At 38.0% G+C, this 16,392-nt stretch carries 11 protein-coding genes; all 11 read right to left on the minus strand.

Going from position 1 to position 16,392, the window contains the following annotated elements:
- Positions 1-152: 152 nt before the first annotated feature.
- Positions 153-1,049, minus strand: coding sequence for a class C sortase (locus tag BM097_RS08865; RefSeq protein ID WP_090548212.1), 897 nt, complete (start codon positions 1,047-1,049; stop codon positions 153-155).
- Between the two features lie 173 nt (positions 1,050-1,222).
- Positions 1,223-2,302 carry a hypothetical protein gene (locus BM097_RS08870; protein WP_090548214.1) on the minus strand — a complete coding sequence of 360 codons (1,080 nt, stop codon included), beginning with the start codon at positions 2,300-2,302 and terminating at the stop codon, positions 1,223-1,225.
- 1 nt (position 2,303) lies between these two features.
- Positions 2,304-3,131, minus strand: a complete 828-nt coding sequence (locus BM097_RS08875; protein ID WP_090548217.1) for a hypothetical protein — start codon at positions 3,129-3,131, stop codon at positions 2,304-2,306.
- 11 nt (positions 3,132-3,142) lie between these two features.
- Positions 3,143-3,925 (minus strand): hypothetical protein, encoded by a 783-nt coding sequence (locus BM097_RS08880; protein WP_090548219.1) that lies wholly within the window; start codon positions 3,923-3,925, stop codon positions 3,143-3,145.
- Positions 3,925-4,461, minus strand: a complete 537-nt coding sequence (locus BM097_RS08885; RefSeq protein WP_090548222.1) for a hypothetical protein — start codon at positions 4,459-4,461, stop codon at positions 3,925-3,927. Before BM097_RS08885 ends, BM097_RS08880 begins: the two co-directional genes overlap by 1 nt.
- A gap of 2 nt (positions 4,462-4,463) precedes the next feature.
- Entirely contained in the window at positions 4,464-5,516 is a 1,053-nt protein-coding gene (locus BM097_RS08890; protein WP_090548225.1) for a DUF5979 domain-containing protein, read from the minus strand.
- Between the two features lie 26 nt (positions 5,517-5,542).
- Entirely contained in the window at positions 5,543-6,403 is an 861-nt protein-coding gene (locus BM097_RS08895) for a class C sortase (protein WP_330389608.1), read from the minus strand.
- 87 nt (positions 6,404-6,490) lie between these two features.
- Entirely contained in the window at positions 6,491-7,894 is a 1,404-nt protein-coding gene (locus tag BM097_RS08900) for an isopeptide-forming domain-containing fimbrial protein (protein WP_090548229.1), read from the minus strand.
- Positions 7,895-7,918: 24 nt separating this feature from the next.
- On the minus strand, positions 7,919-11,950 hold the full coding sequence (locus BM097_RS08905; protein WP_090548232.1) for a SpaA isopeptide-forming pilin-related protein: 4,032 nt from the start codon (positions 11,948-11,950) through the stop codon (positions 7,919-7,921).
- Positions 11,951-12,321: 371 nt separating this feature from the next.
- The gene (locus BM097_RS08910) at positions 12,322-13,338 is read right to left on the minus strand and encodes a glycosyltransferase family 2 protein (RefSeq protein ID WP_090548234.1); all 1,017 of its coding nucleotides are present in this window, start codon (positions 13,336-13,338) and stop codon (positions 12,322-12,324) included.
- A gap of 115 nt (positions 13,339-13,453) precedes the next feature.
- Entirely contained in the window at positions 13,454-16,378 is a 2,925-nt protein-coding gene (locus tag BM097_RS08915) for a glycoside hydrolase family 3 protein (RefSeq protein WP_090548237.1), read from the minus strand.
- Positions 16,379-16,392 lie beyond the last annotated feature (14 nt).

Genomic DNA, 16,392 nt, shown 5'->3' on the forward strand with positions numbered 1-16,392 from the left:
GAACTGGCACGAGTTGTCAGAATATGGCAAGAACTACACTTGTTTAATATACAATTAAGCCGAATTTCGTCAAAATTAGCATTTATAACTTTTTTCACTAAGTATGATTTGCGTAAAAAAAAGAACCACAAGTTGTGGTTCTTTCAGCATTTTCACATATATTTAGTATTTTTTTCCTTTTTATAGGCTATGCTCCTGATAACTATCACTATAATTATGGCAAGTATAAAACCGATAATTGAGATTATCATATAATAGTCTTTAACGGTTTCTACCACCACCTCTGTTCCCTTTGGAGGCTCATCCTCGCCTAAATATTCCACCCTTTTTCCTCTTACAAGTAAGCGATGTGTGTTTACACCGTATGGTGTACAGGTGAATAAAGTAATATAATCCTTTCCCTCTTCCACCTTCATGGCTTCAGATAATGTATCCAAATCCTCTGCCTCCACCATTGGGTAAATCATATCAACCTCATAGGCATGAGTTTCATCCAATACATGAATATAAAACTTATCTCCTACCTCTAGCTGGTCGATATTGGTAAACAGATCTGCACTGGGCAAGCCTCTGTGCCCCACTATAACGGAATGAGTGCTTGGCCCGCCAATTGGAAGCGCTGTTCCATTCATGTGACCAACAGCAGTTTGAATAAATTCGTCAAAGGTTCCATGCATTATTGGCAGCTTCAGATTAATCTTAGGGATTGAAAGATATGCCATTATTCCGTCACCGTTTAGATTTAACACTGAATAATATCTTGATTCGTAAAAATCATCTGCTGGTACAGCAGAATCCTCATCAGAATTTACCCCAAACACATCTGTCCCCAGAGAATTTTCCGTAATAGTACTATTAAAATCCTGAGCAGCCCTCCACTGTGTCTGGTATTCCTGTGTTTCCATAGAATCGATTTTACTTTCGTAATCATCGATTAATTGACTTTGAACGTAATTGTTCCATTCGTTAGATAATATAGGATATGCAAGTAACCCTCCCCCAACAAGGAACAATATTATAACAATGCCTTTTATAACCAGTTGTTTCATAATATTTACACCCCTTATGAAATTTACAAACCCTTCTCTTATTAAAAGCTTACCATTTTTTGATAAATAAATGTAGCTAATGGCAAAAAAAATCAAATTAAGGCAAAAAAGAGAAGCCCAAAACCTGAGCTTCTCTAAATTTTCTATTAACCTCTACTTTAGCAGCTAGGCAACTACTTTTTATTTTTCTTTCCAGTGGCTTTTCTAGTGGCTTTTCTAGTGGCTGTAAATAATGTGACTAAAATAACCAATATAGCAGACACTGCCATCAGAAGGCAGATAATCATATTACGATTAAATCTGTTATATTCCTCTCCCCCTGCAAGTGCCACATCCTCATCCTCAATTTCAACTATTTCATCATCTTCTGCAACATCAGCAGGATTAGTGGAATCATTGGAAGCTTCGCTGTTTTCACCAGCCATCTCCACAAGTCCATCTGCAGCAGGATCTCTAGGTACTTCAGTCCTATTAGTTCCCTCACTATTTGCTTCTTCGCCAGCATTTGCAGCTGAATTTTCATTAGAATCAAGACGCGAGCTTAAATGTTTTGTTTCGAATGTATAAATTGGAGCACCATAAGTAACCGTTTCCTCTACTACCTCAACTACAGTATTATCCACCTTTGCTTCCTTACCCTCAGTATAAACAAAAGTATACTCGGCAGGATTGCCCTTATCATCTGGCTTTGGCAAATGGTCTACTGGAATGTTGTATTTATTTGGTACATAACCTTCAATATACTTGTATGGAATATATACAGCCTCACCTGCTGCAGCGTAATATGTAGCAGAATCTAAAAGTTTTTCACCATTTTTGTTCACAAAGTGAACTAAATATGGAACTATATCTCCAACACCGTAGGCAATTACATAGTTCTGATCTTCAAATACATCAAAGGCACCAGCTGCCAATACCATATTAGTGCCGGCAATACGCATACCCTTCACATAGTACTTAGACTCTGAAGAAACCTTTACAGCTTCCTGTGGATTAAAAGAAACCTTTTCTCCGTAATTCAAACCAGTAAGCTTCAGAATATTTCCTTCAATATGAGCCTCTCCGTTTTCCATTGAAAGGGCTTTGTTTTTTATCATTTCATCTACTGAAATAAACTCAGCATCATCAGTGCTTGCCAACGAAATATTGATAGTGTAATTGTAGGCCTTAGCTGTAATAGGGTGAGCTGTAAATAATGTAAAAGCAAATGCTACAGCAAGGAATGTTCCTAGTATCTTTTTAAACTGCTTCATACTATACCTCCTTCTCGGCCCTCTTCATAAGAACAAAGTATAATCCAATAAAACCTAGTCCAATTACAAGTGCTAGGGCACATCCAACAATAGGAATAATCGAATCTCCCGTCTTAGGATTCAAACCTCTGTCTAGTGGAACGTCCTCATCATCAAGCTGCACAATCTCGGTTCCACCTGGAATTGTTTCTACTATATGCTTAGTCTTAGTAATTTTTTTTATAGTTGGTTTTGGATTGCTTGGCTCTTTAGCTGCAAATTGAACATTAAGCTGAGCCAGCTTTGACATATATCTATTATCCTGCGAATTACCATCAAGCTTAATAGTAAGTGTAACAACACCTTGCTTCTTCTTAGCTAAAGTTCCAATGCTGACAAAAGCATTGTTATTCTTAAGCTGATTTAATCCCTTAATTGAATCATTATCACCACCTACTGTCTCACTATTGTAGATGATGGTCTCGCCTTTGCCTGAATCGTAAGTAAGCATATAGGTATATGCTCCGCCTTCTGCAGCTTTACCGTTTTTATCATCTTCTAAGGATGCCAAAACATCTGCTGCCAGGAAAAAATCCATAGTCTTGTCTGTAGAATTCTTGTAATTAGCTTTAAAAACTATTGTGTCACCTGGCATGGCGTCAGAAATCTTTTCTTTTAAAGCTTTTAAGTCGTCCGGATTAACAGGCTCAAAACCTGTATCGCCTTTTCCTGTAAATTCAACTGTCCATTCAACCTTCTCTTCTTCAGCCTGCGCAGTAGCAGCCATTGTGGTAAAGCTTGCAACTGTAACCATAAGAGCAAGGACAATATTCAAATATATTTTTTTCATTTCTTACTCCTTTAGTTAGTTGATGAAACCTCATTGATTGAAATGATGTTTCCCTCATCTTGTGGCTGGATATTTGCTTCCACACCCCATGCGCCCATAATTGCATCCTTCGCATTGTGAGTCTGAATAGCATCAACCTTTACATCTACATAAAATGAACCGCCGTCATAAATATAGGTATCTTCGATTGTGCCCAAGATTTCTTTTCCTTTTTCATCTTTAGCAGTATTAGTTTTTACTGCTGTAACAACCTTATTGCTGATTGTTACTCCTCTAACTAAAGAAGCAGTCTCACCCACCTTTAGGGGAGCCGCTAAATAATAGATTTCCTGCTCATCAGTATGAGCTGATTTATCAACTATCCATTTTGCATTCTTATCATCTATAGCGAGCTTAATAAGTGATGGATCAAGGGATGTGTCTTTTACAAGCTGTCCGTCCTTGCCTTCCTTAACCCAATATTTTTTTACAATGACACGAACATATTCATTGTATTTTGAGGATGTGTTTTTAACACTTACTACCTCTGGATATTTTTTACCGATTTTAACATCATCAGTTGGAACTCCTGGGAAAGATAAAACTGCATTTTTAGAAACATCCTTCATGTCATTATTGTTTTTATCATCAGTTCCTTCTAATACAGCAACCTTAACCTCTGAGGTTCTGAAATCAACCTCGTTGGCTTCACTCTGATACTGAAAAGCTGCTCTAGTAGCTCCAACGGAGCTGCCTAAAACTATAAGAAGACCAACTGCAAGTATCACCAGGGGATTTTTAGCTATATATTTCATTATTCGGCTACCTCCCCATTAATCTTTAGCTTCCAGTCTGCAAAGGTTTTGCCATTTGAATGATATAAAACCTTTGTAGCTTCCTGCACTATTACTACGTTGAAGTTTTGGCCTTTAAGCTTTTCTGCGGTAGGCTCTTCAATCTTAAGCTTTAGCGGTTCTGTAGTTTCATCAACAGAAAGGACCTGGCCATTATTTTCAACATCTTCTGTGTCGCTAGAAAGATAATAGTAGTAATCTCCTACCAGCTTCCATTTTGATGAGCTGTCATCGCTAAGCTCTACTTTTACTCCCTCTGGTGCTATAGCCTTTACCCTAACGAAAACCTCGTAATCTCCAGTGTTAGATATTTTTACAGTTTTTATCATGTTGGATACAGTATCTTCAGGTGGAGTAAGCTTGGAATCACCTAGCTTTATTGTTCTAGCTCCTGTAGCTGTCTGTGAATCTGTGAAATATGCCATTGCTGGCTTTATTGATGCAGTAGCAACCAAAATAGCAGCTGTGGCAACTAATAAATACTTCTTATACTTCATAGTTAGTTACCTCCCCCTACTGATTTGGTCCACTTGATTTGACCATTTTCATCATATTCAAACCTGTTCTCAACACTAATACCGCCAAGCTCAAGTCTGTTATCATAATCGTTTGTAAAATCAACCTTTTGAACCTTGCTGGCATCTACAGTAACTTCTTTGGATGCTGAGGCATTGGAATCCACGCTGTAGCTGGCACCAGTATATACTTCCTTAACTATAACCTTTGCTGTAGCTGGGAGGTTATCAACCTTTATGCTCTGTGTAGCTGCAGAATCAAAATTCATTGTATATACATTGCTAAATACTATTTCATCATCAACTGTGGCTGTTACCTCAAAAACAAAGGCTGCATTGCCCAGTGACTTATTGAAGTTTTTAAGAGTTTTATCAATCTGAATGCTACCAAATCTAGGCTCTGCCTCGGATTTTAAAGCAACATCAACATTGTAAAGCCACTTATCACTTGTAGGTGCTTCGATAATCATTCCATTTTCATCAAGCTTTGTAGAACCCTGCACAAGGTAGCTTGATGGAACAGAAATAATGGATTTCGTAAAAGTGTACTTGTAAGCATCACTTACAATATCATCACAAGTGTATAGATAAAGACCTCTATCCACATTAATTGATTTTGATGTTTCATTTGATGGATTGATTGTCAATTTACAAGTTGGAGTTGATGCCTTAAAAGCTTCATATGCCTGATTTGTTAAGGCTTCCCATTGCTTTGCTGTTACCTTTTCATTAGCAAGAACAGACAAATCAATATCTATAAGCGGAGTATCATAAGAACCATCAAGCTTAACATCTGCTATCTTATAAAACTTAACAGTGACATCCTTATCGTACATGATAATTCCATCAGAAATGCTGCTGTGCTCATTCTCATCATAGCTTGATGCAGTTGGAATCTGCACTGTAATTTTACACTGTTCATTCTCATCAATTAATGTTGCTGCGCTGGCCTTGTAAAAACTAAATCCAGATACGGCAACTACAGCTGTCAAAGCTAATGCAATAAAATTATTCTTTTTAAATGCTAACTTTTTCACTGAAATCTCCCTTTTAATTCTATAATCTAATTGCTTTTAGCACTGTTACGCTTATCAAGCAAATGTAAAACAAAAATAAACGCTGCAACAATAGCAAGACCAACAATTACCCATAACAGATAATTGGTACGAAGACTAACCATACCGAATGTTGGCGTCTTGGCATCTGCAAGAAGTGTTGGTGTGTATTCAACCCTATGTCCTCTCACCATTAAGCGCTGTGTGTTAACACCATATGGTGTACATGTAATCAGCGTGCAATAATCCTTTCCCTCTTCTACCTGAAGAAGCGATGTATCATCAGGCTCCACAACCTCTATCTGATCAACCTCATAAGCAATATATTCATCCATTATTATCATGAAGAAATCATCACCTATTTTTACCTTGTCCAAATCTGTAAATAGAGTGGCACTAGGAAGCCCTCTATGAGCCGAAAGTACTGCATGTGTGCTAAGGCCTCCTACTGGAAGTGATGAACCCTGTAAATGGCCTACTCCATTCTGAAGTACTTCTTCTGAAGTGGTGTGGAATATAGGAAGCTTTACATTAATAGAAGGAATCTGAATATAACCCATGATTCCATCGTCGTTTGCATTCAAAATGCTCATATATTTTTCGTCTACTCCATTTGCTTCAGCCTCGGCAAATGAATCTGGTAATATGCTAGGTAAAAGCTCCTCATTATAGGTATAGGCTTTGTTAAGCTCGGCCTCTATATCAAGGTCGCCTTCGTTTTTTGCAGCTTCCACCGACTCTTCATATTTACTTACAAGCGTAGCCTGTACATGATTGTTCCAGGTATTAGCTACAAGTGGGTACAATAGCAAGGACAATCCAGCAAGCATCAAGGCACCAATGGCTATATATCTATAATTCTTTTTCAAAAATGCCTTCATAAAATGTTACTGTCCTCTCCTTGATGTTGTACCTCCTGGCGGGTAACCCCACCAGGAAGACTTCATCATAAATTATTAGTTCTTAGCTGTTCTCTTTGATACAAAGTAAAGAGCAGCTGCAAGTGCCATAATAGCTACACCAAGTACTGTAAAGATTGTTGTACCCATACCACCAGTGAATGGAAGTGGTACAAGAGCATCATCATCCATAACTGCTGTAGCAAGCTGTGCATTATCAGCTAATCCTGCTTTCCATGTAGCTGTAGAAATTGTCTGCTTTACCTGATAACCAGTAGGAGCAACAACTTCCTTGAAGCTATATGTTGTCTCATTATCAAAACCATGAGCAACAGCAGAACCATCATCAAGTGTTACAACATGTGAAGCGTCCTCAAGCTTCTTAGTCCAGCCTGTTAATTCATTCTTGTCATTTAATACAGCGTACTCTGTATTATCATTTACCTCTGTACCCTTTAAGATAACAAACTCTGCACCAGCAAGGTTCTTACCATCACCAGTCTTTGTGATCTTTAAGTCACCAGTGTAAGAATCTACTCTCTTAACTTCATCTTCCTTGTTGTACTTGTGGCCATTCTCTTCTGGATAAGCCTCGTTGTTAATCTTAACGTCCTTAGCTGTGACTGTATAAACAAGTGTTACTTCTTTGTTTGCGTCAAGATTGCTTTCCTTTACTAATTCAGAAAGATCTACAGTAAATGACTTCTTATCATCTGCTAATGTAACCTTATCTGCTGATAAGTTGTAGTTATCTTTTCCAAGCTTAACTGAAAGTACTAAGTTTCCCTTATCATCAACATTGTAAACAGCGCCTGTTAATGAATCATGTACCGCAAATCTAAGTCCACCTTCTGCAACTGGCTTGCCAGCTGGTACATAAGGAACTGTAACCTTTACTGTGTAAGAAATAGTTTTACCAATTTCTACTACCTTGTCATTAGGGCTTGTTAACTCCTTATCTACTTTCTTTGGCTCCTTCTTAGCTTCTCTGTTGATAACCTGACCAGTCTCAATATCATTGCGGCTTACATAGAATGCCATTGTTGTGTAATTGTATTTCTTCTCAACTCCATCCTTTGTCTGAAGCTTAACTACATATAAACCAGCCTTTGAAACAGAAAACTCACCTTTTTCTGCCTTAGTAGTAGCTTCAATTGCTGCTAACTTATCACTTCTTGTAATCTCATCCAAAGCAGTCTGACCATTTTTGCCAGTAAGCTTATCAATAATTGTCTGAGCATCTTCATTTCCAAATGCTTTTGCATAATCAGGCTTTACAAAATTCCAACCTGTACGTGCTGAGGTATCCTCTTCAATAATCTGCTGATAGAAAACATCAGCCTCACTTGCATTGTCAACTTTTACAGTTGCCTTTCCTTCTGCGGCAAAAGCAGTTACGCTCATTGCCATCATCATTACCATCATTAAAGTAAAGGCAATGACTTTTTTAAGTTTTTTCATTTTTTCTCTCCTTTTTATAAATATTTATTTTTTCTTGTTTTTATATAACAACAGCGCGCCCACTATCATTAGCAAGACTCCGCCGATTGTATAAAGGTAGGTTCCTCTTCCACCTGTTGCTGGAAGAGTGTAAGCAACTTTGTTTTCGAAAGCTACTTCGATGGTTGGATTGTTTTTATCAGTTTTGGCTATCTGAGTTTTTCCTTTGCTAACCGTTACCGATTTGTATTTATCTATTTCAACGATCCACTCTTCATCATTTACGGCATATCCTACAGGAGCTTCTAACTCCTTAAGAATATATTTACCGTCTTCGATTTCTGTAACCAAAGTATCCTGTGAAAAGCTTTCGGATGTATACCAACCTACATATCCATCCTCACCGCTGATACCATAAAATGTTTTATCCTTACTTCGTAAACTAAACTTGGCACCTGACAAAGTTTTCGTTTTTAATGTGGCGCTCACCTTCTTAAGCTTCCATCCAAAGGTTTGCTTTACTTTATTATGTATTTCTACGTATTTATCGCCATTACCACATTCAATATCTGCTGTATTACTTTTAAAAGTCTTGCCATCAGCTTTAATAGAAACTTTAAATTGTTCCAGCTCTACACCGTAGAAGGCTCCGACCTCTGTTATTCTGTAGGTGCCTATTGGCAAGCCTGTGATAGTTACTGTCTGATCTGCCCAGATATTATAAATACCGTTGCCACATCCAACGCCATAAGCTACCCCGTTATACTCACTAGTTAATTCTGCGTTTAATATTTCGGTGTTGCCGATATAAACCTTGCCGTCTCTGTAATCCACAAGCTCTGCCTGCTTCTTATTCTCATCCGATACCTTTTCAACCTTAATGCTATATAAGGCATCTGGATTATTGTTTTTGCCGTCTACTATTTTCTTAAATGTAAGATTAACTTTTGGTATAGCTTTGTTTTTAAACTTATAATGCTCATCACCTGTGGCTTCTACTGAAACGCTTTCTATAGTTTTTGGTGATAGTACTAAATCAATACCAGACTCATTATATCCAAAATGGTCATTCTTTAATTGGCCTAAACCTGTAGCTACAGTAACAGGACACTCAACCACGCCTGTTGTAAATAAGTTCTTTCCGCTTAAATCAACATATCCCATCCGAGGATTATCAGTTCCCGTATAATACATAGCCAAATTTTTGAATGGCTCATGATTATCACGGAACTCCGTATTATGTTTATAATACTTAGCACCTTCTGGATAGTAAGAATTCTTGTCTATGATTACCAGCTTGTAATCATCTCTTCCTGAATACTTAACATAAAATAAAAGTACAGTGTTCTCTCCGATAGCCTGATTATCTGCTCGCCATTCATAATCATTATGTTTGAACATTACAACGCTTTTTATGGATGGAACCCATACTTGGTTTTCATAATAACCAAGAACCGATACACAATTTTCATTGCCCTTTAAATCGCGGATGCTCTCGATGGTTCTTTGGCCAACTGAATTGTCATCTGAAACTGCGTTAGTCTCAATATCAAAATGACTGTATCTAATTCCACCTTCTGACGCAGGTTCAGGAATCAAGTCCTCTTTTTTAATATCTGTTGTCTCTGTATACCACTTTTCTGAAACTATCTGCTCATATTCCTCTGGAACTACTTCTTCAACATTCCATGTTATTTTTTTACGAGTGTCATTCTTAAAGAAAACCGGAAGATCATTAATTGTCTTCTGCCAATTATCATTAGCACTAACAAGCACCTCTGTCATGGCTGATGCTTTATCATCATGACCATTTCCAGCTAAATCCACATACTTAACAATGCCCTCTTCTGAATAAGAACCACAAACGTTAAATTTTAACTGGGAAGGACGAAGCTGCGTATTATTAACATCATCCCATTCTTTTTGAATTGTAAGACTCTTCTTAAACTCTCTTGTAACTGTTTTAGGTACAAAATTAAATCGAATTCTACAATTTGAAGCAGTATTTCCTCTTTCGAAATATACTATTGTCATCAAATGTGGCTTCGAAGAATTTGCAAATAATTCTCGAGTGGTATCGGAATATATATTCTTTTCGTATTTAACATTTTCAGAATCAACTAGTACGTTACCATTTTGGAAATTGATTGAACCATAAATCTTATTATGAATACCACCTAAATCCAAAGCCAGCTTTCCATCAATGTATACAAACAAATCATCATCGCCAGCGAACTCAAAAATAGTATCCTTATCACCAGTCTGTCCATCACTATTGATGTTGAAATAAATAGGAACAATCATACCAAAGTGGAACGAGTTATCGTAAGGAATAAATTGTTGACCAGAAACATAATCCTTTTTCTTCAAGGTTCCAGTGGCATAAGTTTTACCTACTTCAGCCTTATTTCCATTTTCATCAAGAAGCTCGTATGAATATTTATTACTATCAAGCTCGTAATAATCACCATTCTTTACAAACTCCAAATTTGCATTATATACTGCACCATTTCGTGGTTCTTCGTTATTAGAGCCTGGGTTTGTACATTTACTAATGTCGTCAGGGAAAAGCTCCTCCTGGCTACTAAACACATTCTCATTAAGCCTAAAGTCATATAAATGATTTAGTGAGCAATCTATAGTGTCAGATGCCAATCCAGTGTAGATTCCTCTATAAAAGCTTTGACCTTGAACATCATCCCCTGCAAAAATATGTCCCGTTCCACCAGTATTAAAGGTAAATCCTGGTGTCTTGTCCTTTCCCCTTTCCTTGGAAGGTTCCTTGCCTTCTTCCTTGTACTTATCATAGATTGTAGCCATAGAATAATCACTATAGTGACCATACTTAACGAATCTGGCTCCTCCTATAGGAACTACTTCAGTACCTCTTGAATTATCACGTAGAAAAATATCAAAATAAATTATGTTCTTAGATGTTAAATAATCAGGCATCGCAATGTTTACATCACTATAGTCAGAAACAAAATTCTGCCCATTATATATGTTCTTGGTATATTGAGGCAGCTCCTGCTTAATCATTTTATCTACCGCGTACTCAGGAGATGCAGATACCATTAGTTTTACATTTTTCTCTTCTTCTATCGATTGATTGAAGATGTATTTACTAACCTCTACTAAATCATCATTAAGATAGACTCTAAATTGTATTCCTCTAAAAAATTGCTGATAGCCATTACTAGCTATATCTGTAGGAAGATCATCTCTGTAATGCCATCTATGATGAATGCCTGTATCCTTTTCTTCTACTGTTATGTAGTTGCTATGTGAAATATCCTTTTTATTTCTTTCCTTAATGGCGATGATGTATGTTGAAAAATGATTAGTAATCATTTCCACCGAATCACTACCAGGTGTTACAGAATTCATCTTGTTAACTGATGCATTTTCGTAATGATAAACCTCTGTGGTAAGGGAATTGTCGTCAAGCCCCTCTACTGAAGGATTATTAAATTCAACCTTAACCTCTCCTGTTGGCTCAACCTCCTGATCATTTTCATTCAAGAGTGAAATATCATAAGCAACAAAATCAACTACAGAAACATCAGCTCCGCTTTCGTTGTTAAGCACATCAGCCATCTGATTGTATTCACCCTCGTCAGATTCCTGAGTGATTTCATTTACGATTACTTTTACAGCTCCGTTAAGAACGTCCTGCTTAGCTATAATCCTTACGAGATTTGCATCATCGCATATCTCTATTTCTGTTTCAGTGTTTTCCTCTAACTCATTCTCCTCTGTATCTACATCAGCTGGGTTTGTAGCTTCAACTTCTTCCACAACATCTCCAGTAGGCTCTTCCTCCGAGTCTTTTTCGGCTGTAGCTTCTGTTGCTCCAGCCGATGGCTCAGATTCTCCCTTTTCTTCAGTGGCTAACTCAGTTTCTGATGTGGTCTCCCTTCCAGCACCAGCTTCATTAGCCTTTGTTGTATCGACGAAAGTAGTCTCGACTGGCTTATCCACCTTTTCATCTGCATAAACACTTACAGCTGCAGAAACAAGCAAAGCCATAGCAAGACCAAATGAAATTGTCCTTTTTAAAACTAGATTATTTTTCATACAAAAAATACTCCACCCCTAAGAAAAAATTTGAAAAATGTATTAGATGTGAACAAAATGTCACGAATTTGTGTTTATTTTGTGTCCTTTGTCAATATAGACCAAATAATCCACGAATTAAAGGGGTTTGGCAAGAAATGCCAAAATTTGGCAAAAACTATAAAAATAGATGTGCAATTTTTAGACATTATTTATATAACGCGTAAAAAAAAGATTCTAGGCATTTAAAAAATGCCTAGAATCCGCTATTTGTCATCGATATTTAATTTTGATTTTATATTATAAATATTTAATCATGTTTTAATAATAGTAAAAACATCACTTTTGTTTCCAAAAGTGATGCCATGTACGGATTCAATTAATCTTGATGATTAATTGAATCCTACTACCTTCTGTGCAATTTTGTAGGCTGTGATGGAAATAGCTCGTCCGCCATGACCTGGTAGATTTGTAGTTGCACACATAAATCCATATCTAAGCTTGCGATATAGATAATAATCATGCTCCTTGATGTATTTCCATAGCTCTCTACGCTTCTGCTGGTGTTCCTTTGTACCACTCTTCATAAGAAGCACTGTAGAGATAACTGTTATCATCTCAAGATAATTGAACATATACTTTTTAACGTGCTCATCCTTAATGTTCTTATAATCATAAGCTTCAAACATTAGCTTATTAACCTTAATCTGCTGATCGATACGGCTAATCATAACCTTTTCGTTAACAGACTGGTCATCTCTTCCGATGAAGTAACGGTAAAAATCAACATCGAGATAGTAAATATTCTTAACATAAGGAAGTGGATAGAATACATAAAGGTTATCTACATAGAAGGTATGCTTAGGAAGCTCTAATCCACAATCTCTAAGAAGCTTTGTACGGTAGATAACAGAGTGCATCAAAATGTACTGTCCCTTCTTAAAATGTCTTGTCTCATCCCATGTGAAATACTGATTAGTAGGAAGATTAGAATAAGACATTACCTTTTTATGGCGTGCCCCTTCCTTTTCATATACATAATTAGAAATAAGCATATCAAGGTTCTTTCCATGCTCCACAGAAGTACGAAGTACCTTTAATACTTTATCATATGCTTCCTCATCAACCCAATCATCAGAATCTACAACCTTAAAAAATAAACCTGTTGCATTCTTAAGACCTGTATTAACTGCCTGGCCATGACCACCATTTTCCTGGTGAACCGCCTTGATGATTGTAGGATGTTCTGCTGCTAATCTATCAGCTATTTCAGCTGTGTTATCCTTCTGTGAGCCATCATCTACAATGATGATTTCAACATCCTCACCACCGTGAAGAAGTGTCTCAACACAATGTTCCATATAAGCTGCAGAATTATAACATGGTACTGCAAAACTCAATAACTTCATAATAATTATCTCCTATAAAATCGGGGACGGTTGCCCGTCCCCTTATTAGTAACCTTTATGATTTTATCAAATATGATTAATATCATCAACCGATTAAATTAATTGAAAAGATTAATTATTCTGCCTCAACTGTAGGTGCCATTTCTTTTCTCTTTGCAAGATACTTCTTTACTGCGAAGTACTCAAGACAAACGATAAGTAATCCAAGGATTACATCGATAATGATGAGAACCTTCTCCCATGTTGGAAGACCGCCCTGGATATCCTTGTCATAAGCACGGCTGTTTACTACTGTGTAAAGAATATTCTTAGATGCCTGTCTCATAGCAATCACAGATGTTGCAGATGTCTGATCTGTAACTGTTGACTGTGGTGTAGAGTATGTTGCAAGCATAAGGTCACAACCATTTCTAATCATTCTATCTGAATCCTGGTATCCGTATCCACCGAAGTAATCTGTTTCAGCGAATCCACGGAATCCCCACTCGCCTCTAAGTACGTCGTTAAGAAGCTCTGGGCAAGCCTCTGCAGGTACTGTACCGATGTTGTTGAAAGCTACCATTGTAGCACCTGGGTTAGAATTCTTAAATGTAATTTCGAATGACTTTAAGTAAATCTCACGCATTGACTGCTCGTTGAGCCATGTGCAAAGAAGTCCTGTACGGTTTGTTTCCTGATCGTTTGTAGCAAAGTGCTTAACGTATGCATATACGCCCCACTCTCTTGCTCCGTTAACAGCGTTTGCACACATCCATCCTGCAAGTACGCCATCCTCTGAGTAGTACTCGAAGTTACGTCCTGCGAATGCTGAACGGTGTGTGTTTGTAGCTGGAGCATACCAACCAGATACATCCATATCGTTAGCCATACGGCCGATTGACTGACCAAATGCAAGAGCCATATCCTTGTTCCATGTGCAAGCAATCATAACTGCTGCTGGGAATCCGATAGAACCCTGGCCTGTAAAGTTATTGTTGATTGAAGCAGGACCATCACAATCGTATGTCATAACCTTGCCGATAGAATCAACTGCTGATGTCTCATATCCACCAAGCTCGATAAGTGTGTTCATATCAGCTACTGACATTTCGTCAAGAAGCTCTTCCCACTTAGGATCATCATAGTCAAGACCACGAAGTTCCTTTAACTCGACACCATTCTTAGCGCCTGTTGTTGGCATCTCGTCAGCGTCGTTGTTGTAATCTGTAGGATCATAGTTTGTCTCGTTGAAGTATGTAGCCTTGTAATCATCTGACATTTCAAATGATGTAGGAGCTGCTGTAGCTTCAGCGTAGTTAGCAAATCCATCTGCACGTGAAAGGTAAGTTACATCACCTTCTGCAAACTGGAACTCGTTCTTAGCTGCAACTACATCGCTATCACGCTTGTTTGAATCGTCATATACGATATCTGATGCTACGTTAACTGTATCTGTAGCAATCTTGTTGTGTGCATCTGAGTTAATAGAAATCTCATAATCACCAGCTTCAAGTACATAGCAGCCCTTGCCGTATGTATCATAAGAAGCCATATCCTCAAGTGCGAATGAAATTGAAACTGTCTCAGAAGCACCTGGCTCAAGTGTCTGTGTCTTTGCAAACTGAATTAAGTTTGCTGCAGACTTTTCAATACCACCATTAGTGTAAGGTGGGTTGTAGTAAACCTCTACTACGTCCTTACCAGCAACATCGCCAGTATTTGTAACTGTAACATCAAAGGAAACTGTCTTGCCATCGTTTGTGATAGGTCCCATTTCCTGCTTAAAGTTTGTGTAAGATAATCCATAACCGAATGGATATACAACTGCTGAATCGTAATCGAATTCAAAGTTGCCTGCCTCTGCCTCAGCAGCTGCTGTCTCGTAGAACTTGTATCCAACATAGATACCTTCTACGTAGTTTACAAATGTAGGATAAGCCTTGCCGCCTTCAGCGAACATGTTATCTACACCGTAAGCTTCCATGTTTGTATAATCAAAATCACCAAAGTTGTTAACTGTTGGTGTAGCAAATAAATCTGCTACGAATGTGTCAGCTGTCTTACCTGATGGGTTAACCTGACCTGCAAGAATCTCGCCAAGTCCATCAAAACCTGTCTGGCCAGTACCTGGGCAGTAAAGAACTGACTTAATCTGTGAGTAATCGTTAACAAAGCCAAGCTCCATAGCGTTTGCTGAGTTAACAACAACGATAACATTATCGAAGTTTGCTGTTACTTCATCAAGAAGTGCCTGCTCTCTGTTTGAAAGCTCAAGGTAAGACTTAGAAGCATCTAAATCATCCTTCTGATCAGAGTAACGAACACCTGATGCACCAAACATACCCTCTGTTGAGAATGTGTCCTTTCCATCATAAGACTGTGGAAGATCAGCACCTTCACCACCTGAACGAGCGATGAAGAAAATAGCTGTGTCTGAATAGTTCTTAGCGTCTGAGATAAGGTTGCCATACTCAGAAACCTTTGGCTCAGGAATTGTCCAATCCTGTCCCATCATACCTACTGTAGGTCTAGTATCTCTCCAACCCTTGTAGAAATCTACAAGATCCTGGTTGTACTCGATACCTGCATCTGTAAGACCTGTTAAAAAGTCTACTGTTGGGTATGCATCTGAAAGAGCACCTGAACCTGTACCACCATAGATAGGGTTAGTTGAAGACCAACCAAATACATTAACCTTTGCACCCTCAGCAAGTGGAAGAGCCTTATCATCATTCTTTAAAAGAACGATACCTTCCTCTGCGATATCTGTACAAAGTTCCTTAGCCTCTGCGATGGCATCTTCTGAAATCTTGCCACCACCCATAGCCATGTTAATCATGGAGAACATAGGGCCAAGTACAATAGTGTTTGCAACTACAACCACTACTAATAAGAAAGCAATCCAAGCTTCCTTTCTGATGAAGCCTTTAAGAGGCTTCTTAGCCTTCATCGCACAAATAGTAACGATGATAGCTGCAACGAGTGCCACGCCTAAGACGATAAGCTGTGGAATCATTGTTTGTAGGACGGCAATAACGTCCGCAATGTTGATTGATAACATTCTCTCTTCTCCTT

This window comes from Pseudobutyrivibrio sp. OR37, assembly GCF_900113655.1.
Lineage (GTDB): Bacteria > Bacillota > Clostridia > Lachnospirales > Lachnospiraceae > Pseudobutyrivibrio.